Genomic DNA, 24780 nt, shown 5'->3' with positions numbered 1-24780 from the left:
CCATCTGGCGAGATGAGAATGGTTCCGATCGTATGCCGTGCTACTGTAGGTGTTATCGGAAACGGAGACCACAATCTGATTAATATTGGTAAAGCAGGACGTAAACGTAACATGGGTATCAGACCTACCGTTCGTGGTTCTGTCATGAACCCTAACGACCATCCGCATGGTGGTGGTGAAGGAAAGACCGGTATCGGACGTCCAGGTCCGTGTACTCCTTGGGGTAAACCGGCTCTCGGCCTGAAGACCAGAAAGAAAAACAAACAGTCCAACAAGCTCATCGTAAGAAGACGCGATGGCAAAGCTTTATCAAAATAATAAGGAGGATTAAGAATGTCTCGTTCACTGAAAAAAGGACCTTTTGCAGATGAGAGCTTACTGAAAAAGATCGATGCTTTAAATGCTGCAAATGATAAATCCGTAATTAAAACATGGTCTCGTCGTTCCACAATCTTCCCGTCCTTCGTTGGACATACAATTGCTGTCCATGACGGAAGAAAGCATGTTCCGGTATATGTTACAGAGGACATGGTAGGAACACAAGCTTGGCGAGTTCGTGGCTACAAGAACTTACAGAGGACACGGTAAAGACGAAAAGAAATCCGGCGTTCGCTAATTAGCACATACAATGTGTTATTCACCTGGACACTTAATGAACCGTAAGGCGATTTAAGTGACCAAGGTGTTCTGATATAAGATGTATATTGAATAAGACGAAAGGAGGCACTTAAAAATGGCAAAGGGAAAATAGCCAATATTAAGAGAGCCAGAAATGAGAGTAATAGAGAGACAAGGCCGTCTGCAAAATTATCTTATGCAAGAATTTCTGTTCAGAAAGCCTGCTACGTATTAGATGCAATCCGTGGCAAAGATGTGCAACATACTGGAATCCTGACATATAATCCGAGATACGCTTCCAGCGTTGTAAAGAAGCTGCTTGAGTCAGCTGTTGCAAATGCTGAGAATAACAACGGAATGAACGCAGACAACCTCTATGTTGCAGCGTGCTTTGCAAACAAAGGACCTACAATGAAGAGAATTCAGCCGAGAGCACAGGGTAGGGCTTACAGAATCGAGAGAAGAACAAGCCATATCACCATCGTGCTGGATGAAAGATAAGGAGGAAAAACATGGGACAGAAAGTTAACCCACATGGCCTTAGAGTCGGTGTTATCAAAGATTGGGATTCAAGATGGTATGCTGAAGGCGAATTCGCAGACTATCTGGTAGAAGATTACAATATCAGATCTTTCCTGAAAAAGAAATTATACAGCGCAGGTGTTTCCAAGATTGAGATCGAGAGAGCATCTGACAGAGTAAAGATCATCATCTATACAGCAAAACCTGGTATCGTTATCGGTAAAGGCGGAGCTGAGATCGAGAAAGTTAAAGCAGAGCTTGCTAAATATACAACAAAGAAATTAATCGTTGACATCAAAGAGGTTAAGAGACCTGACAGAGATGCTCAGTTAGTAGCAGAGAACATTGCATTACAGCTTGAGAACCGTATCTCCTTCAGACGTGCAATGAAATCTACAATGCAGAGAACTATGAAGGCCGGAGCAAAAGGTATCAAAACATCCGTATCCGGACGTCTTGGCGGTGCTGATATGGCTCGTACAGAGTTCTACAGCGAAGGTACTATTCCGCTTCAGACACTTCGTGCAGATATTGATTATGGTTTTGCGGAAGCTGACACCACCTACGGAAAAGTGGGCGTGAAGGACCTGGGTTTACAACGGTGAGGTACTTCCGACTAAAGGAACTAAGGAAGGGAGCGATAAATAATGTTAATGCCAAAAAGAGTAAAACGTCGTAAACAATTCCGTGGCTCCATGGGTAGGCAAAGCACTTAGAGGCAACCAGATCAATTACGGTGATTTCGGCCTTGTTGCTACAGAGCCTTGCTGGATCAGATCAAATCAGATCGAGGCAGCCCGTGTTGCTATGACTCGTTATATCAAACGTGGTGGTAAAGTTTGGATCAAGATTTTCCCAGACAAACCGGTAACAGCAAAACCAGCAGAAACTCGTAATGGGTTCCGGAAAAGGTGCTCTGGAGTACTGGGTTGCAGTTGTTAAGCCAGGTCGTGTAATGTTCGAGATCGCAGGTGTATCCGAGGATATCGCTCGTGAGGCGTTGCGTCTTGCAATGCACAAGTTACCATGCAAATGTAAAATAGTTTCTCGTGCAGAGTTAGAAGGCGGTGATAACAGTGAAAATTGATAAATTCGTAGAAGATTTTAAGAACAAAATCAGCTTCTGAATTAAATGAAGAATTAGTAGCTGCTAAGAAAGAACTTTTCAATCTGAGATTTTCAGAATGCAACAAATCAATTAGACAATACCGGACGAATCAAAGAGGTTCGCAGAAATATTGCCAGAATCCAGACAGTAATCACTGAGCAGGCTAACGCTTCCAAATAGTGAATATAGGAGGAAACAATCGTGGAAAGAAATCTGAGAAAAACCCGTGTGGGTAAGGTTGTCAGCAATAAGATGGACAAGACCATTGTAGTTGCTATTGAAGACCATGTAAAACATCCTCTTTACAAAAAAATCGTGAAGAGAACATATAAATTAAAGGCTCATGATGAAAATAATGAGTGCAATATTGGTGATACCGTTAAAGTAATGGAGACCAGACCGCTGTCCAAGGACAAAAGATGGAGACTGGTTGAGATTGTAGAGAAAGTGAAATAAGGAGGAAGACCAGTATGATTCAGCAGGAAACAAGACTGAAAGTTGCCGACAACACTGGTGCAAAAGAAATCCTTTGTATTCGTGTTATGGGTGGCTCTACAAGAAGATATGCAAACATTGGTGATACTATCGTTGCTACTGTCAAAGATGCAACACCAGGCGGCGTTGTTAAGAAAGGTGATGTAGTAAAGGCAGTTGTAGTTAGAACAAAGAAGGGCGCTCGTCGTAAAGATGGATCCTATATCCGTTTCGATGAAAATGCTGCCGTAATCATTAAAGACGACTTAACTCCGAGAGGAACACGTATCTTTGGGCCAGTTGCCAGAGAGCTTCGTGAGAAGAAATTCATGAAGATCGTTTCCTTAGCTCCGGAAGTATTATAGGAGGGTGCCTAATGTCAGCTATGAAAATTAAAAAAGGCGATACTGTTACAGTAATCGCTGGAAAAGATAAAGGTAAAGAAGGAAAAGTTCTTGCAGTAAATGCAAAGAACAGCACAGTTCTTGTTGAGAACGTAAATGTTGTTACAAAGCATACCAAACCGTCTGCTGCAAACCAGCAGGGTGGAATCATTACAAAGGAAGCTCCTCTTCACATCTCCAATGTTATGTTACTTGTTGATGGAAAAGCTACCAGAGTAGGTTTCCAGATGAACGGAGACAAAAAAGTTCGTGTTGCTAAAGCAACCGGTAAAGTAATTGATGATTAATTGAGAGAGGAGGCAGACATAAGTGAGTAGATTAAAAGAGCTTTACAAAAATGAGATCATGGATGCCATGACCAAAAAATTCGGATACAAAAATGTTATGGAAGTGCCAAAACTCGAGAAAATCGTCATTAACATGGGTGTTGGTGAAGCAAAAGAAAACGCAAAACTTCTTGACGCTGCAATCGCTGATATGGAACTGATCACAGGTCAGAAAGCAATTGCAACAAAAGCTAAGAAATCCGTTGCTAACTTCAAGATCAGAGAAGGAATGCCTATCGGATGTAAGGTTACATTAAGAGGAGAAAAGATGTATGAGTTCGCTGATCGTCTTATCAATCTTGCTCTTCCGCGTGTACGTGACTTCCGTGGTGTTAATCCTAATGCTTTCGACGGCAGAGGAAACTATGCACTGGGTATTAAAGAGCAGCTGATCTTCCCTGAGGTAGAGTATGATAAGGTTGATAAAGTAAGAGGTATGGACATTATCTTCGTTACCACAGCTAAGACAGATGAAGAAGCCCGCGAATTACTGACATTATTCAATATGCCGTTTGCAAAGTAATTGATAGGAGGAAAGATTCATGGCTAAAACAGCAATGAAAATCAAACAGCAGCGTGGATCCAAATTCTCTACTAGAGAGTACAACCGTTGCAAAATTTGTGGACGTCCACATGCAATATCTAAGAAAATACGGAAATCCCTCAGCAGAATCTGCTTCCGGCGAGTTAGCTTACAAGGGTCAGATCCCTGGAGCTCAGAGAAGCTAGCTGGTAAATCGAAGCACTTAATGAGCAAGATTCGTTGATGAACAAGGTAACACGTAAATTATTCAAATATATCTAAGACATGTAAAGTCTGAATGAGGAGGAAACTTACATGACAATGAGCGATCCAATCGCAGATATGCTTACAAGAATTCGTAATGCAAACACTGCAAAACATGACACAGTAGACGTTCCGGCATCCAAAATGAAAATTGCAATCGCAAACATTCTTTTAGATGAGGGATATATCACAAAGTATGATTTAGTTGAGGATGGAGCATGCAAGACAATCCATATCACACTGAAATACGGTGAAGACAAAAACGAGAAGATCATTACTGGTTTAAAGAGAATCTCCAAACCAGGTCTTCGTGTGTATGCTGGTAAAGATGAGCTTCCAAAGGTTCTTGGTGGACTTGGTGTAGCAATCATCTCTACAAATAAGGGCGTTATCACAGATAAAGAAGCTCGTAAACAGCAGGTAGGCGGCGAGGTACTGGCATTCGTTTGGTAAGCAGGTAAGCTTACACTGATGCACACCAAAGACGCAGCACTGAAAACAGAGGGGATACAGTTTCCCCTCCGATAATCTAAGTAAGGAGGACACACAGTATGTCACGAATCGGTAGACTTCCAGTTGCTATCCCGGCAGGAGTTGAGGTATCTATTGCTGAGGGTAATGTAGTAACTGTAAAGGGACCAAAAGGAACACTTGAAAGAGCGCTTCCTACAGAAATGGAAATCAAAGTAGAAGATGGTCATGTAGTAGTTGCAAGACCAAATGATCTTAAGAAGATGAAATCCCTTCATGGATTGACCAGAAGCCTTATCCACAACATGGTAGTCGGAGTAAGCGAAGGCTATTCCAAAACACTTGAGGTAAACGGTGTTGGTTATAAAGCAGCAAAACAGGGTAAAAAGCTTGTATTAAGCCTTGGATATTCTCACCCGGTTGAAATGGAAGATCCGGATGGTATTGAGACAAAAGTTGAAGACAACAAGATCGTCGTATCCGGTATCAGCAAAGAGAAGGTTGGACAGTTTGCGGCTGAGATCAGAGACAAGAGAAGACCTGAGCCATATAAGGGCAAAGGTATTAAGTATTCTGATGAAGTTATCAGACGTAAAGTTGGTAAGACCGGTAAGAAATAATTAAGGAGAGTGAGAAAATGATTAATAAAGCATCTAGGGCGGAAATTCGTCAGAAAAAGCATAGAAGATTACGTCATCATTTAAACGGCACTGCTACGACTCCTCGTCTTGCAGTATTTCGTTCAAACAAGCATATGTATGCACAGATTATCGATGACACTGTTGGCAAGACTTTAGTATCTGCTTCTACTCTTCAGAAAGATGTAAAAGCACAGCTTGAGAACACAGACGATGTAGCAGCTGCAGCAGCTCTTGGTACCGTGATCGGTAAAAAGGCTTTGGAAGCTGGCATCGAAGGCGTAGTTTTTGACAGAGGCGGTTACATTTACCATGGTAAAGTAAAAGCATTGGCAGAGGCAGCAAGAGAAGCTGGACTGAAATTCTAAAAGGAGGAGCGAAAACACATGAAACGTAATCTTATTGATGCTAGTCAGTTAGAATTAGAAGATAAAGTAGTGTCAATCAAGCGTGTTACAAAGGTTGTTAAAGGTGGTCGTAACTTCCGTTTCACAGCTTTAGTTGTTGTCGGTGACGGCAATGGACACGTTGGCGCAGGTTTAGGAAAAGCAGCCGAGATTCCTGAAGCAATCCGCAAAGGAAAAGAGGATGCAATGAAGAAATTAGTTACAGTTGCCAGAGATGAGAATGGTTCTATTACCCATGATTTTGTAGGAAACTACGGAAGCGCACAGATGCTTCTGAAGAGAGCTCCAGAAGGTACTGGAGTTATCGCTGGTGGCCCTGCACGTGCGGTAATCGAGTTAGCAGGTATCAAAAACATCCGTACAAAATGTATGGGATCCAGAAATAAACAGAATGTTGTTCTTGCTACCATCGAAGGCTTAAGACAGTTAAAGACTCCGGAAGAAGTTGCTAAACTTCGCGGTAAATCTGTTGATGAGATTCTGGCTTAAGGAGGAATACGAAAATGGCAAACACATTAAAAGTTACATTAGTAAAATCTCCTATTGGCGCAGTTCCGAAGCATAAACTTACTGTTAAGGCTATGGGTCTTACAAAGATGCATAAAACAGTTGAGATGCCGGATAATGCTGCAACCAGAGGAATGATTCAGCAGGTACAGCACCTGGTTAAAGTAGAAGAAGCATAATAGTTAAAAGAGTTGAATACTAAAAGGAGGTGCCAATATGGAATTATCAAACTTAAGACCAGCTGATGGTTCTAAGCATAGCGATAACTTCAGAAGAGGCCGTGGACATGGTTCAGGAAACGGCAAAACAGCCGGAAAAGGCCATAAAGGACAGTTAGCACGTTCCGGACATAAGAAACCGGGATTTCGAAGGTGGACAGATGCCTTTATACAGACGTCTGCCAAAGAGAGGATTCACAAACAGAAATTCTAAAGAGATTATTGCAATCAATGTTGACATTCTGAACCGTTTTGAGGATGGTGCAGAAGTAACTGTTGAGAGTTTACTTGAAAGCAGAGCAATTTCCAAAGCAGGAGATGGAGTTAAGATCCTTGGAAATGGCGAGTTGACAAAGAAACTTAATGTCAAAGTAAATGCTGTCAGCGAGACTGCAAAAGCAAAAATCGAAGCTGCTGGTGGTACCGTCGAGGTGATCTAATGTTAGAAAATCTGAAAAATATTTTCAGAGTTAAAGAAATGCGGCGTAAACTTCTCTATGTACTGTGGATGATTCTTGTGATCCGTATTGGATCACAGCTCCCTGGTACCTGGAGTTGACAGTGATTTCTTTAAGGACTGGTTTAAACAGAATACCGGCGATGCATTCAACTTCTTTGATGCATTTACCGGTGGTTCCTTTACTCAGATGTCGATCTTTGCATTGAACATTACACCGTACATCACTTCTTCCATTATCATGCAGCTGCTTACCATTGCCATTCCGGCACTGGAAGAGATGCAGAGAGATGGTGAAGAAGGAAGGAAAAAGATCACAGCAATCACCCGTTATGTAACGGTTGGTCTTGCTCTGTTTGAGTCAATTGCCATGGCAATCGGATTCGGACGTCAGGGTCTCATTCCGAACATGAACTTCTTCAAAGGATTTACAGTTGTTGTGTGTCTGACAGCTGGATCAGCAATGCTTATGTGGATCGGTGAGCGTATTACTGAGAAGGGCGTTGGAAATGGTATTTCTATCGTACTTACTGTTAATATCGTATCCCGTGTCCCAAGTGATCTGACAGTTCTGTATGAGAACTTTATCAAAGGTAAGACGATTGCAAAAGGAATGCTTGCCGGACTGATCATTGCAGCAATCATTATCGCAATGGTTGTTTTCGTTCTGATTCTGAACGGTGCAGAGAGAAGAATTCCTGTACAGTATTCCAGGAAGATGGTTGGAAGAAAGCTTATGGGCGGACAGACGACCAATATTCCTTTGAAGGTTAATACAGCAGGTGTAATCCCTGTTATCTTTGCTTCTTCTATTATGTCCTTCCCGGGTGTGATCGCCCAGATGGCAGGAAAGGCAAACAGTACAGGTATTGGCGGTGAGATCCTTCGTGGTCTTTCTTCCAACAACTGGTGTAATCCGAGCCAGCTTCAGTATACCTGGGGACTGGGTAGTGTACATCTTACTTTGTGTCTTCTTTGCATATTTCGATACTTCCATTACCTTTAATCCACTGGAAGTAGCAGATAATATCAAGAAACAGGGTGGTTTTATCCCAGGTATCAGACCTGGTAAGCCTACGTCAGATTATCTGACCAAAATCCTGAATTATATAATCTTTATTGGTGTAGTTGGCCTTATTATTGTGGCAGTTATTCCGTTCTTCTTTAACGGTGTATTTGGAGCAAATGTTTCCTTTGGTGGTACATCTATCATCATTATCGTAGGAGTTATCCTTGAGACTGTGAAACAGATCGAGTCCCAGATGCTTGTCCGCAATTACAAGGGCTTCCTGAACGAATAAAGCCATGATAAGGTTGCGGTGCTATTTTGCATCGCAGCCTTGCTTAAAATAAGGAAACCTATAATAATCCCATAGTAATCCCATGCAGGAGGTATTTTATGAGAATCGTTATGTTAGGAGTGCCTGGAGCCGGCAAGGGTACACAGGCCAAGAAGATTGCTGCAAAATATGGAATTCCCCATATTTCCACAGGTGATATTTTCCGCGCAAACATCAAAAACGGAACAGAACTTGGCAAAAAAGCAAAAACATATATGGATCAGGGGCTTTTAGTACCGGATGAGCTTACATGCGATCTTGTTGTGGACAGGATCCAGCAGCCAGATGCAGAAAATGGTTATGTTCTTGATGGATTTCCAAGAACAATTCCACAGGCAGAGTGTCTGACAAAAGCACTTGAGAAACTGGGAAGCAAGATCGATTATGCAATTGATGTAGATGTTCCGGATGAGAATATTGTAAGACGTATGGGTGGAAGACGTGCCTGCCTGAAATGCGGTGCAACTTATCATGTTGTTTATGCATCACCAAAGACAGAAGGTGTATGCGATGCATGTGGAGAAGATCTGGTTCTTCGTGATGACGACAAGCCAGAGACCGTGCAGAAGCGTCTGAATGTGTACCATGATCAGACACAGCCACTGATTGATTATTATACAAACCAGGGTGTCTTAAATACAGTAGATGGAACCAAGGACCTTGAAGAGGTATTTGGGGATATCGTGGCTATCCTTGGTGAATAAAACGGGGAAAACAAATGTCAGTTACTATAAAAAACAGAGCATGAAATCCAACTTATGAGGGAATCCGGACATCTTCTTGAAAAGGTGCATGATGGACTGATCCCTTATATTAAACCTGGAATTACAACAAAGGAATTGGATCGTATCGGCGAGGAAGTGATTCGTTCACTGGGATGTATCTCCAAACTTTTTGAATTATGGAGGTTTTCCAGGAACCTTCCTGTATTCAGCCTGAATGACGAGGTCGTTCGATGGCGATTCCTTCGCAGGAAGAAGGTTATCAGGGATGGTGATCTTGTGAAGATCGATGCCTGGGACTGATCTATAAAGGATACCATTCAGATGCAGCGCGTACCTATGCAGTGGGCGAAGTATCCCAGGAGGCAAGGCAGCTGATGGATGTGACCAGGCAGTCCTTCTTCGAGGGAATTAAGTATGCGAAAGCAGGAAATCATCTTAATGACATTTCAAAGGCGATTGGGGCATATGCGGCAAAATACCGTTATGGTATTGTTCGTGACCTGGTTGGCCATGGGATTGGCACACATCTTCACGAAGACCCGCAGATCCCTAATTTCCCGCAGAAACGCAGAGGCGTTAAGCTAATACCGGGGATGACACTTGCCATTGAGCCAATGATCAATCTGGGGCGTCCGGATGTAGTCTGGCTGGATGATGAGTGGACTGTTGTAACAATGGATGGTTCTCTCTCAGCACATTATGAGAATACGATCCTGATCACAGATGGTGAACCGGAGATTCTGACGCTTACTAAATAATTGAAATATTCGTAACTGTGAGGGTACTCTACAGGTACAAATACTCGTTTTCAGATGACAGACACAGGAGGTTAATCAATGTCAAAAGCAGATGTTATTGAAGTGGAAGGTACTGTTCTGGAAAAACTTCCAAATGCAATGTTTAAGGTTGAACTGGAGAATAAACATGTGGTTCTTGCACATATCAGCGGAAAGCTGCGCATGAATTTCATCCGTATTCTTCCGGGAGATAAAGTAACGATTGAACTTTCACCATATGATTTGTCCAAGGGCAGGATCATCTGGAGAGATAAATAAGATCCGTTTTAAGCTTACAGGCTGATAAATGCTGCTGTATTTATTCCTGACACAGGAGTGCTACAGCAGCCTTTTTAACTCTGATTTTATTTCACTGTCTTCACTGTCAGAAATTCTTCGTCTTTTATGATAGGGCCTTTTTTTACAAGGTGAACATGGTGGCTTTCACTGTTTACCAGCACTACAGGTGTGACAATGGAATATCCCTCATTTTTAATATTTTCAAGATCAAAGTCAGCAAGCAGCTGACCTTTTTTTACGCTTTCACCCACAGATGTATGGATATGGAAATACTTACCTTTAAGATTTACTGTGTCAATCCCTATATGGATCAGAATCTCTAAACCAGTGTGGGAGATAAGAGATATGGCGTGTTTTGTATCAAAAATCATGGATACGGTTCCGGAAAAAGGAGCGAAAACTTTACCTTCTTCTGGCAGGATGGCAGCGCCTGGACCCATAAGACCTTCTGAAAAGACACCCATCCTTCACCTGTGACAAATCCATAGAATTTCCTGTAACAGGAGAAAAATAATATGAGAGGAAAATCTATGGGAATCTAAATATTCCTCATACTTGCTTTGATCACAGTTACCTGCCACCCACAGATGATCTGTATATTAGGACCTTTTTGAATGATTCCCTTTGCACCGGAGGTTTTCAGGATCTTTTCAGATACAAGAGAAGGATCCTTTATTGTGATCCGCAGTCTGGTAGCACAGCAGTCCACATCCTGAATATTGTGAGAGCCACCCAGTCCTTCTGTGATCAGGGCGCTGGTCTGGAGGTTACTGCTTGTTTTACATCTTTTTTTGTATAAAGTTTTGTTTCTTCTCCATCTTCTTCCCGTCCAGGGGTTTTCAGATCATATTTTCGGATCAGAAATGAGAAAGAAAAATAATATAGGAAGAAATAAAGAATACCTGCAGGCAGGATCATCAGCCACCCGGTTTTTGCATTACCTTGAAGGACTCCGAAAAGAATAAGGTCGATCAGTCCACCTGAAAAAGTGAGCCCAACTGCTATCTCTCGGCATATGTGCCACCATGTAGCAGCTTCCGGCAAGGAGCACCTGTACACCAAAAAGCACAGGAGCAGCAAACAAAAAGGAAAATTCCAGAGGCTCTGTAATACCGGTAAACATTGAGGTAAGGGCTGCAGATAAAAGCAGGCCGCCGGCAGCTTTTTTTCGCCCGGGTTTAGCGCAGCGGTACATAGCAAGGGCAGCTCCCGGAAGCACGAAGATCATGAATATAAATTCACCTGAAAAATACCGGGTGGCATCTGCACTGAAATGGGTGATATTGGCTGCATCCGCCAGCTGGGCAAAGAAAATATTCTGTCCACCAGAAACCAGCTGTCCTGCCACATAGGAGGAACCGCCAAGGGCTGTCTGCCAGAACGGAAGATAAAACACGTGGTGGAGTCCAAAGGGGATCAAAGCTCTTTTTATAATACCAAACAAAAAAGTGCCCAGGTATCCGGTGCCGGTTACAAGATTTCCAAGAGCATAGATACCATGCTGCACTAGCGGCCAGATAAAATACATAAGAATACCTATGATCATGTACACCAGAGTGGATATAATAGGAATAAACCTGGAACCTGAAAAGAAGGAAAGAGCATTAGGGAATTGGATCCTGTAAAAACGATTGTGAAGAGCTGCTACACCAAGGCCAACAATAATGCCTCCGAACACACCCATCTGAAGGGAAGTGATCCCACATACAGAAGTGATCGTGCCCTCCAGTACATCCCGTGAAATGTTTCCGTCCGTGAGAAGATCTCCCTGCAGCTGTAGGATACTGTTTATTGAGATATGCATAACAAAAAAAGCAATCAAAGCAGCAAGCGCAGCAACTTACCTTCTCTTTCTTTGCCATTCCGATGGCTACGCCAACTGCGAAGATCAGCGGTAAGTTGTCAAAAATTGCACTCCCAACATGGTTCATAACTACAAGCAGAGAGTGAAGGAATGTGCCTTCTCCCAGGATTCCTTCCAGACGATAAGTGGCAATAGCAGTCTGATTGGTAAGAGAACTGCCAAGCCCCAGAAGCAGGCCGGCAACAGGAAGAATGGCGATAGGAAGCATGAAGCTTCGCCCAATCCTTTGCAGTACACCGAATATTTTATCTTTCATCAGGATTTCCTCCGAAAATATTTTTTTACATACATGAATGGCTATCATTTATTTCTGATTATTATTAAGAAAAAAAACAAAAATATACTTGCTTTTTGGAAATAATAATGTTAGAATACACTTTGTACGCATGTGTAGTCTTTGTATACGTGCGCCCATACTGCAGATTTTAATGCTATATTTTACGGAAGGAGGATTTCCAAGTGAAAGTAAGATCATCTGTAAAACCGATCTGCGAAAAATGCAAGGTCATTAAAAGAAAAGGATCTATCAGAATTATCTGTGAGAATCCAAAACACAAACAGCGTCAGGGTCGATGCATGGATTGTGTGGTATGCGGCTGCAGTTGATGACACCCGGACAGGTTGTCTGGACTGATGAAATAATGAACTATTCATGTATTGCCTAATACCGAGAGGCGACGTTGGCCCGTTGGCCGCAACAAATCGGAAAGGCCGCAACACGCCAAAGCGGCTGGGTGTATTACCGAGGCACCCCAATTAGGAATGAAGGAGAAAGCAGCGTACAGATGCACCCCATTTCACCTTGTAGAAATACAAGTGGTGTACAGGACGAAGAGCTTTCAGTAAAAGAAAATGGAGGAAACAGTACATGGCTCGTATAGCTGGTGTAGACTTACCAAGAGAGAAAAGAATTGAGATCGGCCTTACCTATATTTATGGTATCGGCAGAGCAAGTGCAGACAAGATCCTTGCACAGGCAGGTGTTAATCCTCGACACACGTGTCAGAGACCTGACAGACGAGGATGTTAAGAAAATCAGTGCTGTCATTGATGAAACAATGATGGTAGAAGGAGATCTTCGTAGAGAAATCGCCCTCAACATTAAGAGACTGCAGGAAATCGGATGCTACAGAGGTATCCGTCATCGTAAAGGACTTCCGGTTCGTGGACAGAAGACTAAGACAAATGCCAGAACACGTAAAGGTCCGAAGAGAACAGTAGCAAATAAGAAGAAATAATACCTTATAAATAATTAATCGAAAAAGGAAAGCGTAGGTTAGTTTTAAAATGGCAAAAACAACGAAAAGAACGGTAACAAAACGTCGTGTCAAGAAAAACGTTGAACATGGACAGGCACATATTCAGTCATCCTTCAATAATACAATCGTTACACTGACTGACAGCGAAGGAAATGCTCTTTCCTGGGCAAGTGCTGGTGGTCTTGGATTTAGAGGTTCAAGGAAATCTACCCCTTATGCAGCACAGATGGCTGCTGAGACAGCTACAAAAGCTGCTTTGATTCATGGATTAAAAACTGTAGACGTTATGGTAAAAGGACCAGGTTCAGGCCGTGAGGCAGCTATCCGTGCCCTTCAGGCATGCGGTCTTGAAGTAACAAGCATCCGTGACGTAACACCGGTTCCTCACAATGGATGTCGTCCACCAAAACGCAGAAGAGTTTAATTTAGGAGGTAAGCCACAATGGCAGTAGATAGAACACCGGTCCTGAAGAGATGCAGATCTCTTGGCCTTGATCCGATTTATTTAGGAATTGATAAGAAATCCACAAGACAGTTAAAACGTGCAAACCGTAAAGATATCTGAGTACGGTATGCAGTTAAGAGAAAAACAGAAAGCAAAATTCATTTACGGCGTACTTGAGAAACCTTTCCGTAACTACTACAAGAAAGCCGACAGAATGAAAGGCCAGACAGGTGAGAACCTGATGATCATGCTTGAGTCAAGACTTGACAATGTAATCTTCCGTATGGGCTTTGCCAGAACAAGAAGAGAAGCTCGTCAGATCGTAGATCACAAGCATGTACTGGTAAACGGCAAATGTGTAAACATTCCGTCTTACCTGATCAAAGCTGGTGATACAGTTGAAATCAAAGAAAGCTGCAAAGGCTCAGAGAGATACAAAGGGATTCTGGAGATCACAGGCGGAAGACTTGTTCCGAACTGGCTGGATGTTGACCAGGAGAACTTAAAAGGCGTTGTTAAAGAGCTTCCTAACAAGAGAAGAGATCGACGTTCCTGTAGAAGAGATGCTTATCGTCGAGCTGTATTCTAAATAAGCCCTTTGAATCATAAATACCCTCAAATGTTGATTAAACCCAGAAGGAGGGAACATTATAGTGTTTGATTTCAATAAACCAAAAATCGAAATCACCGAAAAATCCGAGAAATTTGGAAGATTCGTGGTAGAGCCTCTTGAAAGAGGATATGGTACTACACTTGGCAATTCACTTCGGAGAATCATGCTGTCCTCCCTGCCGGGAGCCGCAGTAAGCCAGGTTAAGATCGAAGGCGTGCTTCATGAGTTCAGCTCCATTCCTGGAGTTAAAGAAGACGTTACTGAGATCATCATGAATCTGAAAAGCCTTGCCATCAAGAATAACAGTACTGACAACGAGCCAAAGACCGCATACATTGAGTGTGAGGGCAAGGGTGTAGTAACTGCTGCTGATATTCAGGCTGATCAGGACATTGAGATCATGAATCCAGATCAGGTTATCGCTACACTGAACGGTGGAAAAGACTGCAGACTGGCAATGGAGCTTACCATTACCAAAGGCCGCGGTTATGTAAGTGCTGACAAAGGCAAGACAGATGACATGCCTATCGGTGTGATCGCTGTAGATGCTATCTACACTCCTGTAGACAGAGTCAATATGACTGTTCAGAATACCCGAGTTGGTCAGGTTACAGATTTCGATAAACTTACATTAGATGTATACACAAATGGAACACTGGATCCGGATGAGGCTGTCAGCCTTGCTGCTAAGGTGTTAAGTGAGCATTTAAGTCTTTTCATTGATCTTTCCGAGAACGCAAGAACCGCAGAGGTTATGATCGAGAAAGAAGATAACGAGAAAGAAAAAGTTCTTGAGATGAGCATTGATGAGCTTGAACTTTCCGTCCGCTCCTACAATTGTTTGAAGAGAGCCGGTATTAATACTGTTGAAGAGCTTTGCAACAAAACTTCCGATGATATGATGAAGGTTCGTAATCTGGGTCGTAAGTCACTGGAAGAGGTACTTGCAAAACTGAAAGAACTTGGTCTGCAGCTTCAGCCTACTGAGGAATAAGCAGCCAGGACACATGCAATGATAATTACAGTGGGATGCCAAAGCAGCGGTACAGTAAGACCGAACAAGCGTGTACCGCTGTCCCACAGATGGAGGAAAATAACATGGCAAAATATAGAAAATTAAGCAGAACATCTGATCAGAGAAAAGCACTCCTCAGAAGCCAGGTAACAAGTCTTTTATACCATGGAAAGATCGTTACCACTGAAGCAAAAGCTAAAGAGGTTCGTAAGATCGCTGAGAGCATGATCGCTATGGCTGTTCGCGAGAGAGATAACTTCGAGACAGTTACTGTAACTGCTAAAGTTGCAAGAAAAGATGCTGAAGGCAAAAGAGTCAAAGAAGTTGTAGACGGCAAGAAGAAAACCGTATACGATGAAGTTCAGAAAGAGATCAAGAAAGATTCTCCTTCCAGACTGCACGCTCGTCGTCAGATGCTGAAAGTATTCTATCCTGTAAAAGAGGTTCCTGTTAAAGCTGCTGGAAGAAAGAAAAACACAAAGGATGTTGATCTTGTTAAGAAGATGTTTGAAGAGATCGCTCCGAAGTATGCTAACCGTAACGGCGGTTACACAAGAATCGTAAAGATCGGACAGCGTAAAGGTGATGGCGCTATGGAAGTTCTGATCGAGCTTGTTTAATTTACCATATTGAATTGCGAACTGCTGCAAGACTGCAGGTTTTTAGCCTGTTGTTCCTGCAGCAGTTTTTTTGTGCAACAAGAAAACTGCTCTGCAAGATTCCTACAATACAAAAAATTTGCGGTCTGTACTTTTTAAGTGAAAAAGGGTATACTATAACGGAATATAGAAAGAGAAAGGGTAAACAAGAGAAACCAATGAATATAAGAACACTTGCAGCCATTTGGGCGGCAAAATTTGCCGGATTTGCATGTAAAAAACTTGGCAGACAGGGTGTGACCTGGGCTGGGAAAATAGCCCTTCGGATCTCCCCCAATATCCTGAAAGAGCTTTCTTCCCAGGTTAGGAAAGAGATTTTTGTAACATGCGGAACCAATGGCAAAACAACCACGAACAATATGCTTTGTGCAGCACTGGAAGCAGAGGGGCAAAAGGTTGTATGTAATCATACAGGTTCCAACATGATCAACGGTGTTGTGGCAGCTTTTGTACTGTCAGCAGGGTTAAATGGTCGCCTGGATGCAGATTATGCATGTATAGAGGTGGATGAAGCTTCTACCAGACATGTTTTCCCCCATCTTCAGCCTGATTATATGGTGATGACGAATCTTTTCAGGGATCAGCTGGACCGTTACGGAGAGATTGATATTACCATGAATATTCTGGAGGAGATGATCCGTAAGGTACCTAAGATGAAGGTGATCGTAAACGGTGATGATGCGCTGTCTGCATATCTGGCCATGGACTGTGGAAATCCATATATTACCTATGGGATCAGCAAACAGGTGCTTAAAAATGATACCACTGAGATCCGGGAAGGAAGATTCTGCAAAAGATGTGGGGAACGTCTTCAGTACAGCTTTTATCATTATAGCCAACTAGGGGATTACAAATGTCCTGGATGTGGCTTTACCAGGCCTGCCCTGGACTATGATGCTACAGATGTAAAGGTGGCAGACCAGCTGTCTTTTTTGGTGGAAGGACGTAAGCTGGTGGCTAACTACCGTGGCTTTTATAATGTATATAATATACTTGCTGCATATGCAGGAGTGCGGACTGCCGGTTACAGAGCCGATCATTTTCAGGATATGCTGAATAAGTTTAATCCGGAAAACGGCAGAATGGAGCAGTTCAGGATCAGGGGCTGCAGTATTACATTGAACCTTGCCAAGAATCCGGCCGGCTTTAATCAGAATATTTCAGCAGTGATGCAGGATACATCTCCTAAGGATATTATTATTACCATCAATGACAATGCACAGGATGGCAGGGATATTTCCTGGCTGTGGGATGTGGATTTTGACCGGCTGATGGATCCTTCGGTTAAGTCGATCACAGTCAGCGGTATCCGGTGTCAGGATATGCGTCTGCGTCTGAAGTATGTGGATATCCCGTCTATGCTGGAGGCGGATGTGGAAAAGGCAATCCGTGCAAGGGTGGGGGATGGAGTATCCAATCTGTATGTGCTTGTGAATTACACAGCCTTATTCGGCACAAGGAATATTCTGAAAAGGATGGAGGGAGAGAAGGAATGAAAATTACCATCGGACATTTATACCCGGATCTTCTGAATCTGTATGGTGACAGAGGGAATATTCAGTGCCTGATGAAACGATGCCAGTGGCGTGGGATTGAGGCAGAGACCATCCCTTTTGAACTTGGAGATCAGATTGATTTCTCCAGGTTGGATATTGTGCTCCTGGGCGGCGGATCTGACAGGGAACAGATGCTTGTATGTGAAAAATTAAAGGAGATCCAGGCAGATTTTAAAGCATATGTGGAAAAGGGCGGTGTGGTGATCGCTATCTGCGGCGGATACCAGCTTCTTGGAAAATACTACAAAACAGACCAGGGAACCATTACAGGGCTTGACCTTGTCGACCTTTATACAGAGCAGGAAGAAGGCCGCCTGATCAGCAATATCGTGCTTAAAAGTGATTTGTTTGATATGCCTGTAGTCGGATTTGAGAATCATGGCGGAAGGACTTTTATAGGGGGAAATAAGCCTCTTGGAAAGGTGCTGTACGGCTCTGGAAATGATGGGAAAACAGGCTATGAAGGAGTAGTATACAAGAACGTGATCGGTACTTATCTACACGGACCGCTTCTTCCAAAGAATCCCCAGCTTGCAGACTGGCTGATTGCCCGTGCCCTTGAACAGAAATATCATAAGCCTGTAGAACTGTCCCCCCTTGATGACAGTCAGGAGGCAGAGGCAAATGCATATGTGTATCACAGGTTTGTTAAAAGCGGCCAGGCAGAGGAGTAAGAGACATGGCAAAGTCATATAATCAAAAGGGAAAGATCTTGTATCTTGAAAGGATCCTGCAAAGTACAGGGGAGGACCATACAGTATCCATGCAGGAGATCCTGGATGAATTAACAAAACAGGGGATAACTGCAGAGAGAAAAAGTATTTATGATGATATGGAAGTGCTCCGTTTGTTTGGAATGGATATCCGGTACAAACGTGGAAAGTCAGGCGGTTATTATCTGGCAGGAAAAGCTAACGAGCAGGGAGCAGTAAACGAACAGGGAGCAGCAAACGAACAGGGAACAGCAGACGAGCAGTGCGCAGTAAAAGAGCAAGGGGTAGATGTACCTGTCCGGGTCATTGAAAGAACACAATCTCAGAAAGAGGAAAAGCAGATCAAGCTTTTATGTGAGGAAGGGGTGCTGCCCCAGGTTCAGCGCTGGTTTGGCCCTCAGGTCCAGTATAAAGAAAAAGAGTTCGGTTATTTTATTGCAGTGGTACAGACCGCAGAGGATCCGGAGTTTTACGGATGGCTGACCCGTATGGGGAAAAGCGTACATATCGCAAAGCCTAAAAAGGCAGGACAGGCATACAGGGACTACCTGAAAAGTCTGGCAAGAGAGTATAAAGGCATATAAGAAAGAGGAATGTGTTATGATTAATAAAACTGCAGGAAAAGCATTGTTATTAAGTGTGGCAGCATTTTCGGTTCTGATGACAGGCTGCGGTTCCAATAAGGCCACAGAGGCTGCCAATGAAAGTGTGGAAACTGAAAAGGAAGGGAAAGGTGACAGCGAGGCAGCGGTTACTGAAGTACCCAAGAAAGAGGAAGCAGATGCAAAAGAGACAGAGGAAGAAGAGCCGGCAACGATAGTAGGGGTTCTTTTTTCTACAGACCGGCAGGATGAAAGGCATGCATTAGAAGAGGAAGAGCTTCTTCAGCAGCTTGAAAATGCAGGGTATGAGCCAAAAGCCTATTATGCAGAGAATGATACGGATACCCAGATCGATCAGATCCGCCAGGCAAAAGAAGAAGCGGCAGCTTTGGTGATCTCTCCTGTAGACGAATATTCCCTTACAGAAGTGCTGGAAGAGATAAAGCAGGATTCAGATCCGATTCCAGTATTTGCCTATGATAAGCTGATCCGTGATACTGATGCAATCAATTATTATGTTACCTTTGATACAAGGAAAGCAGGGAATGAGGCAGGGGATACCATTATAAAAAATGCGGATCTGGAGGAGGCAAGAGAAAATAAGGAATCAAAAACTATCGAATTTCTTATGGGATCTCCAGATGATGGCGGAGCACTGTTTTTCTATAATGGTCTGATGGAAAGCCTGCAGGAGTATCTGGATGACGGGACACTGGTATGCAGATCCCAGAAATCATCGTTTGATGATTCTGCTATAATGAGATGGAGCGAGGACAGCGCCAGATCCAGATTTGAAGAGATTATAAAAGAGAATTACCAGGAAGAGGGAACCCCGGATATCATCTGTACAGCCTATGATGGATTTGCCAGTCAGGTAATACAGGTACTGAATGAAGAAGGGATCTCCCAGGAAGCATGGCCAATGGTCACTGGCGTAGGTGCAGAAGCAGACTCTGTAAAAGAAATAGCATTGGATCAGCAGAGTTTTACTTTGTTCCTGGATGGAAGGGAGCTGGCAAAGGCCTGTGCAGAGATGGTGGATACCTATCTGAAGGGAGATAAGCCGGAGGTGAATGACTACGAGCAGTATGATAACGGAAAGAAGATCATAGGTACTTATACCTGTGAGGCACAGGTGATTGACAAGGATAATTACCAGATCCTTGTGGATAATGGTTTTTATATGAAATCTCAGATCGTGCCAGATCCAACTGCAACGCCTGTTCCAACCGAAAGCCCCACGCCAACCGAAAGCCCGGCGCCAACCGAAAGCCCCACACCAACCGAAAGCCCGGCGCCAACTGAAAGTCCCACACCAACCAAAACACCGACCCCAACCAAAACACCTGCAGCAACAAAGGAAGAAAGTTCAGGAAAGGATTGAACTTCTTTGAAGAATAGCGTATCATGATATTAATTTACAATACGCCCAGAAAAAAGGAGAAAAAACATGAAGCTTTTAAAAGACCGTATTCTTAAGGATGGAGTTGTGAAGCCTGGAAATATTCTTAAGGTAGACAGTTTTCTGAACCATCAGATGGATATTGATCTGATCAATGAGATCGGAAAAGAGTTTAAGGCACGGTTTGCTGACTGCCCGATTACCAAGATTCTTACTATTGAGGCTTCAGGCATTGGGATCGCCTGTATTGCAGCACAGTATTTCCATGTACCGGTAGTATTTGCCAAGAAAGCACAGAGCGTTAATCTGGATGGGGAGATGTATACCACAAAGGTAGAATCCTTTACCCACAAGAAAGTTTATGATGTGATCCTTGCAAAACGGTTCCTCACAGAGCAGGATCATGTTCTTCTGATCGATGATTTCCTTGCAAATGGATGTGCCCTTTTGGGACTGATCGATATTGTAAAGAAATCCGGAGCTACCCTTGAGGGAGCCGGTATTGTGATTGAGAAAGGCTTCCAGTCCGGTGGACAGCAGATCCGTGATATGGGTGTCCGTCTGGAATCCCTTGCCATCATTGAGTCCATGAGCGATACATCCCTTACATTCAGGGAATAAAGCCTCTGACCGTACAAGAGACATTAGATTATACAAGAGTGTCAGATGATAAAAAATTATCAGATAGTATAAGAAGCCCTTGGAAAGGCTGCACGTTACAGATGTGCGCCTGATCCAAAGGCTTCTTTTTGCTTGGTGCGCCTGGCGGCGCACATTTCCAGCATAAATTCTGGCACCAGTATCTTCGTAGTTATGCTTTGGTCTGTTCTTTAAGAATATCCAGGATCTCCTGATTACCAACGGTCTGGTCACGGTATGCAGTGTCACACAGCCGGATAAGCTCCTGTCGGACAAACTCCCTGCGGGTTATGCATGGATGAAATGTTCGTGCATAAACATTTGACACAAGAACATGATCTCCTACACAGACAGCACCTTTTTCAAGGAGTCTCTTCATGGTCTGTGCAACAGATGCCACGCTGACTTTCTGGTCCTTCATATTTTCTGCGATTTCGCTGTTTGTCAGTTCATGCTGACTTTCCCACAGAACCTTCATAACTTCCTGTTCCATGGGCGTTAATCCTTTGTCTGGCTTCCTCATACTTTGCTCCTCCCTGTCACAGCTGAAGTCTTGCTTTTCTATTATGATAGTGCACAAGACCCTGCAGTTGATGACAGCTGCCCATCGACGATTCGTGATTAATTTTATCATAATTTATAATTGATGTAAACTATATAAGGCTTTATAAAATATGATTAATCTTGACTGAAATCATGTCAATGAGCCAAACCAGCAGGATCAGGCCCAAAAGGATAGCACCGGCCTTTTCCCAGGCATATTGATTCATGGAAAAGATCAATGGTGCGCCAATGCCGCCAGCACCTACAAGACCAAGCACAGAGGCTTCGCGGATATTTACATCAAACCGGTACAGGAAGATGGAGATGAAGATGGGCTTTAGCTGTGGCAGAAGGCCATGGCAGATAGCAGGTACCGGATGAGCCCCCATAGCCAGCAGGGCGTGATAAGCTTTTAAATCTATGGCATCCAGGGCTTCTGTAAAGCGCTTTGTAAGAAGGCCGATACTGCACATGGAAAGAGTAAGAACTCCGGTAAAGGGACCGGGGCCGGATACCCGGATAAAAATCAGGCCATAGATGAGAAATGGAATGGACCGGATGGCAATGATCAACAGATTAAAGAAAAAGGCAACAGATCCAGGTACAAAACGTCTGGTATTCACAAAGGACAGAGGAATCGAGAAAACCGTACCGATTACAGTGCCTGCAAAAGCGATGCAAAGGGTTTCCAGGATAAGGGCAAAAAAGCCCGTCTTTTTTAATGGAAAAGAAAAAGCCCCAGTCTGGCGACAGAAAACCGGAAAACATATTTTTCAGGGTCTGTAGGCTTGTTCTGCTAAAATCCGGAGGAGACAGAGTGATGGTGCAAACAATAAACAGGGCTGTCAGAAAAAACAGCAGCAGCTTTATATACTTTTTTTTCAATGTGCATTCTTTTCGGATCAGGGCGGCCAGATAGCGGCTAAGGTTTTCAATCATGAAAACAGCCAGGAAAAGCACCAGTAAAATGGCTCCCACTTTTTCATACTCCAGCCAGGATATTTTTTCGTTCAGAAGAAGGCCAATCCCTCCTGCACCTACATAACCAAGAATAGAGCTGTGGCGAACATTAGTTTCCAGCATATATAGTGCGTTGGTGAAAAAAGAGGGGGCTATTTCCGCGAAAATCCCGTGGATGTATGTGGAAACGAGACGCGCCCATGGTTCTAAGCGCCTGATAAGCCAATGGAGAGGCTGCTTCCATATCCTGATAGGTAAGCCGGGTCATAATGGCAAAGGTATACAGGGTGATGGCAAAGGTGCCGGCAAAGGTGCCAAGACCAAAGAGAAAGGTGGCACAAAGAGCAAGGATCAGTGCTGGGAAAGACCGCAGGATCTGTATGAGAAAACGAAGAATATAACGGATCCATTTTGGAAAATCCATAGAACCTGCACATGCAGGTGCCAGGATACCAGCCAGAGCTGAGCCGATCACAGTTCCTGTAACAGACATCTGTATGGTGTAAAACAGTGGGGTAAGAATATGTGGAATATAAGCAAGATCCATAGGAAACATGCCGGATAGAAGATCGGTAAGATGACTCCGGCGTTTCCAGAACAAGGCAGGATCACATTGTGTATAGACTACTGTAAAAAGAAACAGACATAAAAAAAGAAGGAAGCAGGCCAGTCCCTTCCATCTGTTTTTACTGCTTCTGGTCATAGGCCCACATCCTTTCTGTTTTTATTCAAAGAGCAGACCCTGGAATTTCCGTATATGGTACGGATCACAGAATCATTTATTTCATCAGGGGAACCATCGAAAACAATTCTGCCATTGTTAAGTCCGATGAGACGGTGGGAAAATTCCATGGAAAGCTCCAGATTGTGGCTGTTCATAAGAACCGTTACTCCTTCTTTTTGCTGAATATCCTTTAAGAGAGACAGTATCTGGCGGCCTGTAACAGGATCAAGAGAGCAATAGGTTCATCTGCCAGAAGCAGGGAAGGCTGTCGCATTAAAGCCCGGGCAATGGCTGTCCGCTGCTTCTGTCCGCCGGACAGGTTCTTTACAGGCTCTTGTTCTTTTTCTGCCAGACCGTCCCGCAAGCAGCTGAAGGGCCTTTTCTGTACGGGCAGTACCATAAAGCCCCAGAACAGCAGGGAAAAAGCTCATGTCAGGAAGTGCAGCAGTAAGCACATTCTCCAGACAGGAACTGTTTTCCACAAGGCAGAAATCCTGATAAATAGTAGACATGTTTTTCTTAAACTGCCGTTTTTGTTGTCTGCGAATGTTCTCCATAGGATGATCGTCTATAAGGATCTGGCCTTCTGTGCAGTCATCCGTTCCATTTAACAGGCGGAACAGGGTTGTTTTTCCTGCACCGGAAGGACCGATCACAGAGACAAATTCTCCCTGGGAAATGGAAAAGCTAACGTCTTCCAGTGCAGTAACATGATTTTTAAATGCTTTATGAATATGCTGGATCTGGAGCTTTATGGGAATCACCTTCCTTATTCTTCGGATTTCAGAAGCTTCTGTGCCTCTCGTTCACCGTCATAATTGGGAAGTCATCGCCCCATTCATAGCCAACCTGGGCGAAGACGCTGATGATATCCTTTCCTTCTTCTGTCTGAGCAATTTCGATGAAGGAATCTCCAAGAGCCTGTCGAAAATCCTGGTCAGCCATTGTCTCAGAGGTTTTACTGTAAGCAATCATATCATTGTAGATCTTGTCTGTCACTCCGATCACGCCAGTCTGGTTTATCATATCGTCAGTACCGCCAAAGGTTTCTTTCCATTCCGGCGCGTATTTGGTGCGGATGTGTGCATAGGATACCATTATATCTGCCTGTCCAGATGCAAGCCGGGCAAGAGACGTGGTATAAGAATCGGATTCTACAGCATGATCCAGGTCGCTGATTCCTTTGCCATAACGCTGAAGGAGCCACAGGCTGGGGTAAATATAACCGGAAGCAAAGGTTGGCCCCATAACAGCCCAGGTAGCATCGTTTAAATCATCCCAGGTAAGCTCTTCACCATTATTCACCTTTTCAAGAAGTGCCTGTCCTTTTTCACTTGGACCTGCAAGAAAGATGGAACGGTAATAGGTGGACATGTCATCCGTATTTTCTTCAACAGTGCCATCATTCCAGTCTTTCGGGTCATCAGAGTCCTTGTTGATCCCGTAGCGGAGTGCAGTGAGAAGCACATCGCAGTCATCAGAGAAAAGTACGTAATTGCCTCCGGAAATAAAGCCGATATCTGCACTGCCTGCGCTTAATGCCTGTCCTACGGCTGTGTAGCTGGTGCCTACAGTCATGTCTACATTTTCCACATCATAGCCTTTTTCCAGAAGGGTTTCTTTTAAAAGGTTTTCCAGCGGTTCTGTAGCAGTTGTAATAGTATCAGAGTCTGCGTATGGGGAGAATGCGATTTTTAATGAGTCAATG

29 protein-coding genes and 13 pseudogenes are annotated in these 24780 nt (G+C 43.6%); 34 read left to right on the top strand and 8 right to left on the bottom strand.

From position 1 onward, the window contains the following. The 22 genes and pseudogenes from rplB to infA all read left to right on the top strand — a co-directional run. Positions 1 to 318, top strand: a pseudogene (gene rplB / locus R1Y93_RS04305) (50S ribosomal protein L2); the annotation flags it as partial. A gap of 15 nt (positions 319 to 333) precedes the next feature. Further along, positions 334 to 616 (top strand): annotated as a pseudogene (rpsS, locus tag R1Y93_RS04300) (30S ribosomal protein S19). 92 nt (positions 617 to 708) lie between these two features. Further along, the gene (gene rplV, locus R1Y93_RS04295; RefSeq protein WP_500821742.1) at positions 709 to 1119 is read left to right on the top strand and encodes a 50S ribosomal protein L22; all 411 of its coding nucleotides are present in this window, start codon (positions 709 to 711) and stop codon (positions 1117 to 1119) included. A gap of 11 nt (positions 1120 to 1130) precedes the next feature. Beyond that, a pseudogene (rpsC, locus tag R1Y93_RS04290) lies at positions 1131 to 1788 on the top strand (30S ribosomal protein S3). Continuing rightward, positions 1788 to 2227, top strand: a pseudogene (gene rplP / locus R1Y93_RS04285) (50S ribosomal protein L16). The pseudogenes rpsC and rplP overlap by 1 nt, the downstream one beginning before the upstream one ends. After that, positions 2217 to 2428, top strand: a pseudogene (gene rpmC, locus R1Y93_RS04280) (50S ribosomal protein L29). Before rplP ends, rpmC begins: the two co-directional pseudogenes overlap by 11 nt. A gap of 21 nt (positions 2429 to 2449) precedes the next feature. After that, positions 2450 to 2704 carry a 30S ribosomal protein S17 gene (rpsQ, locus tag R1Y93_RS04275; RefSeq protein WP_008707264.1) on the top strand — a complete coding sequence of 85 codons (255 nt, stop codon included), beginning with the start codon at positions 2450 to 2452 and terminating at the stop codon, positions 2702 to 2704. A 14-nt stretch (positions 2705 to 2718) separates the two neighbouring features. Then, the gene (gene rplN, locus R1Y93_RS04270; protein WP_019162495.1) at positions 2719 to 3087 is read left to right on the top strand and encodes a 50S ribosomal protein L14; all 369 of its coding nucleotides are present in this window, start codon (positions 2719 to 2721) and stop codon (positions 3085 to 3087) included. 11 nt (positions 3088 to 3098) lie between these two features. Beyond that, a complete protein-coding gene (gene rplX / locus R1Y93_RS04265) occupies positions 3099 to 3413 on the top strand; it encodes a 50S ribosomal protein L24 (RefSeq protein WP_500821741.1) in 315 nt (104 codons plus the stop codon). A gap of 22 nt (positions 3414 to 3435) precedes the next feature. Next, complete coding sequence (rplE, locus tag R1Y93_RS04260) at positions 3436 to 3975, top strand: 50S ribosomal protein L5 (protein WP_368189690.1); 540 nt, start codon at positions 3436 to 3438, stop codon at positions 3973 to 3975. Positions 3976 to 3994: 19 nt separating this feature from the next. Beyond that, a pseudogene (locus R1Y93_RS04255) lies at positions 3995 to 4181 on the top strand (type Z 30S ribosomal protein S14). Between the two features lie 109 nt (positions 4182 to 4290). Further along, positions 4291 to 4692: a 30S ribosomal protein S8 gene (gene rpsH / locus R1Y93_RS04250; RefSeq protein ID WP_500821740.1), complete on the top strand. Its 402-nt coding sequence runs from the start codon at positions 4291 to 4293 to the stop codon at positions 4690 to 4692. Positions 4693 to 4790: 98 nt separating this feature from the next. Then, the gene (rplF, locus tag R1Y93_RS04245) at positions 4791 to 5330 is read left to right on the top strand and encodes a 50S ribosomal protein L6 (RefSeq protein WP_158421038.1); all 540 of its coding nucleotides are present in this window, start codon (positions 4791 to 4793) and stop codon (positions 5328 to 5330) included. Between the two features lie 17 nt (positions 5331 to 5347). Next, the gene (gene rplR, locus R1Y93_RS04240) at positions 5348 to 5716 is read left to right on the top strand and encodes a 50S ribosomal protein L18 (protein ID WP_500821739.1); all 369 of its coding nucleotides are present in this window, start codon (positions 5348 to 5350) and stop codon (positions 5714 to 5716) included. An 18-nt stretch (positions 5717 to 5734) separates the two neighbouring features. Then, positions 5735 to 6244 (top strand): 30S ribosomal protein S5, encoded by a 510-nt coding sequence (rpsE, locus tag R1Y93_RS04235; RefSeq protein WP_158421040.1) that lies wholly within the window; start codon positions 5735 to 5737, stop codon positions 6242 to 6244. A 14-nt stretch (positions 6245 to 6258) separates the two neighbouring features. Beyond that, positions 6259 to 6441: a 50S ribosomal protein L30 gene (gene rpmD / locus R1Y93_RS04230; RefSeq protein WP_117852555.1), complete on the top strand. Its 183-nt coding sequence runs from the start codon at positions 6259 to 6261 to the stop codon at positions 6439 to 6441. Positions 6442 to 6478: 37 nt separating this feature from the next. Continuing rightward, positions 6479 to 6920 (top strand): annotated as a pseudogene (gene rplO / locus R1Y93_RS04225) (50S ribosomal protein L15). After that, positions 6920 to 8238 (top strand): annotated as a pseudogene (gene secY, locus R1Y93_RS04220) (preprotein translocase subunit SecY). Before rplO ends, secY begins: the two co-directional pseudogenes overlap by 1 nt. A gap of 98 nt (positions 8239 to 8336) precedes the next feature. Continuing rightward, positions 8337 to 8981 carry an adenylate kinase gene (locus R1Y93_RS04215; protein ID WP_500821738.1) on the top strand — a complete coding sequence of 215 codons (645 nt, stop codon included), beginning with the start codon at positions 8337 to 8339 and terminating at the stop codon, positions 8979 to 8981. Between the two features lie 54 nt (positions 8982 to 9035). Then, the gene (locus R1Y93_RS04210; RefSeq protein WP_500821737.1) at positions 9036 to 9302 is read left to right on the top strand and encodes a M24 family metallopeptidase; all 267 of its coding nucleotides are present in this window, start codon (positions 9036 to 9038) and stop codon (positions 9300 to 9302) included. A gap of 41 nt (positions 9303 to 9343) precedes the next feature. Next, positions 9344 to 9760 carry a type I methionyl aminopeptidase gene (locus R1Y93_RS04205; protein WP_500821736.1) on the top strand — a complete coding sequence of 139 codons (417 nt, stop codon included), beginning with the start codon at positions 9344 to 9346 and terminating at the stop codon, positions 9758 to 9760. Between the two features lie 78 nt (positions 9761 to 9838). Beyond that, entirely contained in the window at positions 9839 to 10057 is a 219-nt protein-coding gene (gene infA / locus R1Y93_RS04200) for a translation initiation factor IF-1 (protein WP_005428560.1), read from the top strand. Between the two features lie 86 nt (positions 10058 to 10143). Here the strand turns inward: infA and R1Y93_RS04195 are convergent. Continuing rightward, positions 10144 to 12198 (bottom strand): annotated as a pseudogene (locus tag R1Y93_RS04195) (PTS sugar transporter subunit IIABC). 203 nt (positions 12199 to 12401) lie between these two features. On the opposite strand from R1Y93_RS04195, the pseudogene rpmJ reads away from it, so the two are divergent. The 11 genes and pseudogenes from rpmJ to R1Y93_RS04140 all read left to right on the top strand — a co-directional run. Then, positions 12402 to 12512, top strand: a pseudogene (rpmJ, locus tag R1Y93_RS04190) (50S ribosomal protein L36); the annotation flags it as partial. A gap of 298 nt (positions 12513 to 12810) precedes the next feature. Continuing rightward, positions 12811 to 13180, top strand: a pseudogene (gene rpsM / locus R1Y93_RS04185) (30S ribosomal protein S13). A 49-nt stretch (positions 13181 to 13229) separates the two neighbouring features. Beyond that, on the top strand, positions 13230 to 13625 hold the full coding sequence (gene rpsK / locus R1Y93_RS04180; protein WP_158421046.1) for a 30S ribosomal protein S11: 396 nt from the start codon (positions 13230 to 13232) through the stop codon (positions 13623 to 13625). Between the two features lie 18 nt (positions 13626 to 13643). Then, positions 13644 to 14239: pseudogene (gene rpsD, locus R1Y93_RS04175) on the top strand (30S ribosomal protein S4). Positions 14240 to 14299: 60 nt separating this feature from the next. Continuing rightward, positions 14300 to 15253 (top strand): DNA-directed RNA polymerase subunit alpha, encoded by a 954-nt coding sequence (locus R1Y93_RS04170; protein ID WP_158421048.1) that lies wholly within the window; start codon positions 14300 to 14302, stop codon positions 15251 to 15253. 104 nt (positions 15254 to 15357) lie between these two features. Then, positions 15358 to 15894 (top strand): bL17 family ribosomal protein, encoded by a 537-nt coding sequence (locus tag R1Y93_RS04165; RefSeq protein ID WP_500821735.1) that lies wholly within the window; start codon positions 15358 to 15360, stop codon positions 15892 to 15894. 197 nt (positions 15895 to 16091) lie between these two features. Continuing rightward, entirely contained in the window at positions 16092 to 17429 is a 1338-nt protein-coding gene (locus R1Y93_RS04160) for a MurT ligase domain-containing protein (protein WP_500821734.1), read from the top strand. After that, positions 17426 to 18163, top strand: coding sequence for a type 1 glutamine amidotransferase (locus R1Y93_RS04155; protein ID WP_500821733.1), 738 nt, complete (start codon positions 17426 to 17428; stop codon positions 18161 to 18163). Before R1Y93_RS04160 ends, R1Y93_RS04155 begins: the two co-directional genes overlap by 4 nt. A gap of 5 nt (positions 18164 to 18168) precedes the next feature. Then, on the top strand, positions 18169 to 18786 hold the full coding sequence (locus R1Y93_RS04150) for a WCX domain-containing protein (protein WP_500821732.1): 618 nt from the start codon (positions 18169 to 18171) through the stop codon (positions 18784 to 18786). Positions 18787 to 18802: 16 nt separating this feature from the next. Beyond that, positions 18803 to 20188 carry a substrate-binding domain-containing protein gene (locus R1Y93_RS04145; protein WP_500821731.1) on the top strand — a complete coding sequence of 462 codons (1386 nt, stop codon included), beginning with the start codon at positions 18803 to 18805 and terminating at the stop codon, positions 20186 to 20188. 66 nt (positions 20189 to 20254) lie between these two features. Beyond that, positions 20255 to 20827: a xanthine phosphoribosyltransferase gene (locus R1Y93_RS04140; RefSeq protein WP_173726995.1), complete on the top strand. Its 573-nt coding sequence runs from the start codon at positions 20255 to 20257 to the stop codon at positions 20825 to 20827. Positions 20828 to 21017: 190 nt separating this feature from the next. Here the strand turns inward: R1Y93_RS04140 and R1Y93_RS04135 are convergent, their stop codons facing one another. After that, positions 21018 to 21368 (bottom strand): BlaI/MecI/CopY family transcriptional regulator, encoded by a 351-nt coding sequence (locus R1Y93_RS04135; RefSeq protein ID WP_500821730.1) that lies wholly within the window; start codon positions 21366 to 21368, stop codon positions 21018 to 21020. Between the two features lie 142 nt (positions 21369 to 21510). Continuing rightward, complete coding sequence (locus R1Y93_RS04130) at positions 21511 to 22011, bottom strand: PhnE/PtxC family ABC transporter permease (protein ID WP_500821729.1); 501 nt, start codon at positions 22009 to 22011, stop codon at positions 21511 to 21513. Between R1Y93_RS04130 and R1Y93_RS04125 the strand changes: the two genes are divergently transcribed. Next, positions 21926 to 22174 (top strand): hypothetical protein, encoded by a 249-nt coding sequence (locus R1Y93_RS04125; protein ID WP_500821743.1) that lies wholly within the window; start codon positions 21926 to 21928, stop codon positions 22172 to 22174. The genes R1Y93_RS04130 and R1Y93_RS04125 overlap by 86 nt on opposite strands. A 283-nt stretch (positions 22175 to 22457) precedes the next feature. On the opposite strand, the gene R1Y93_RS04120 is transcribed toward R1Y93_RS04125, so the two are convergent. The 5 genes and pseudogenes from R1Y93_RS04120 to R1Y93_RS04100 form a co-directional block, all read right to left on the bottom strand. After that, positions 22458 to 23051 (bottom strand): PhnE/PtxC family ABC transporter permease, encoded by a 594-nt coding sequence (locus tag R1Y93_RS04120; RefSeq protein WP_500821728.1) that lies wholly within the window; start codon positions 23049 to 23051, stop codon positions 22458 to 22460. After that, positions 23048 to 23227: a hypothetical protein gene (locus R1Y93_RS04115; RefSeq protein ID WP_500821727.1), complete on the bottom strand. Its 180-nt coding sequence runs from the start codon at positions 23225 to 23227 to the stop codon at positions 23048 to 23050. Before R1Y93_RS04115 ends, R1Y93_RS04120 begins: the two co-directional genes overlap by 4 nt. A gap of 35 nt (positions 23228 to 23262) precedes the next feature. Then, entirely contained in the window at positions 23263 to 23472 is a 210-nt protein-coding gene (locus R1Y93_RS04110; RefSeq protein WP_500821726.1) for an ATP-binding cassette domain-containing protein, read from the bottom strand. Next, positions 23441 to 23836 (bottom strand): annotated as a pseudogene (locus tag R1Y93_RS04105) (ATP-binding cassette domain-containing protein); the annotation flags it as partial. The gene R1Y93_RS04110 and the pseudogene R1Y93_RS04105, both read right to left, overlap by 32 nt. Positions 23837 to 23855: 19 nt before the next feature. Next, the coding region (locus tag R1Y93_RS04100) for a phosphate/phosphite/phosphonate ABC transporter substrate-binding protein (RefSeq protein WP_500821725.1) at positions 23856 to 24780 on the bottom strand (925 nt) is incomplete at its 5' end.

The sequence above is a fragment of the Blautia sp. HA3515 genome (assembly GCF_059933065.1).
This window is presented reverse-complemented; position numbering and strand designations above follow the sequence as displayed.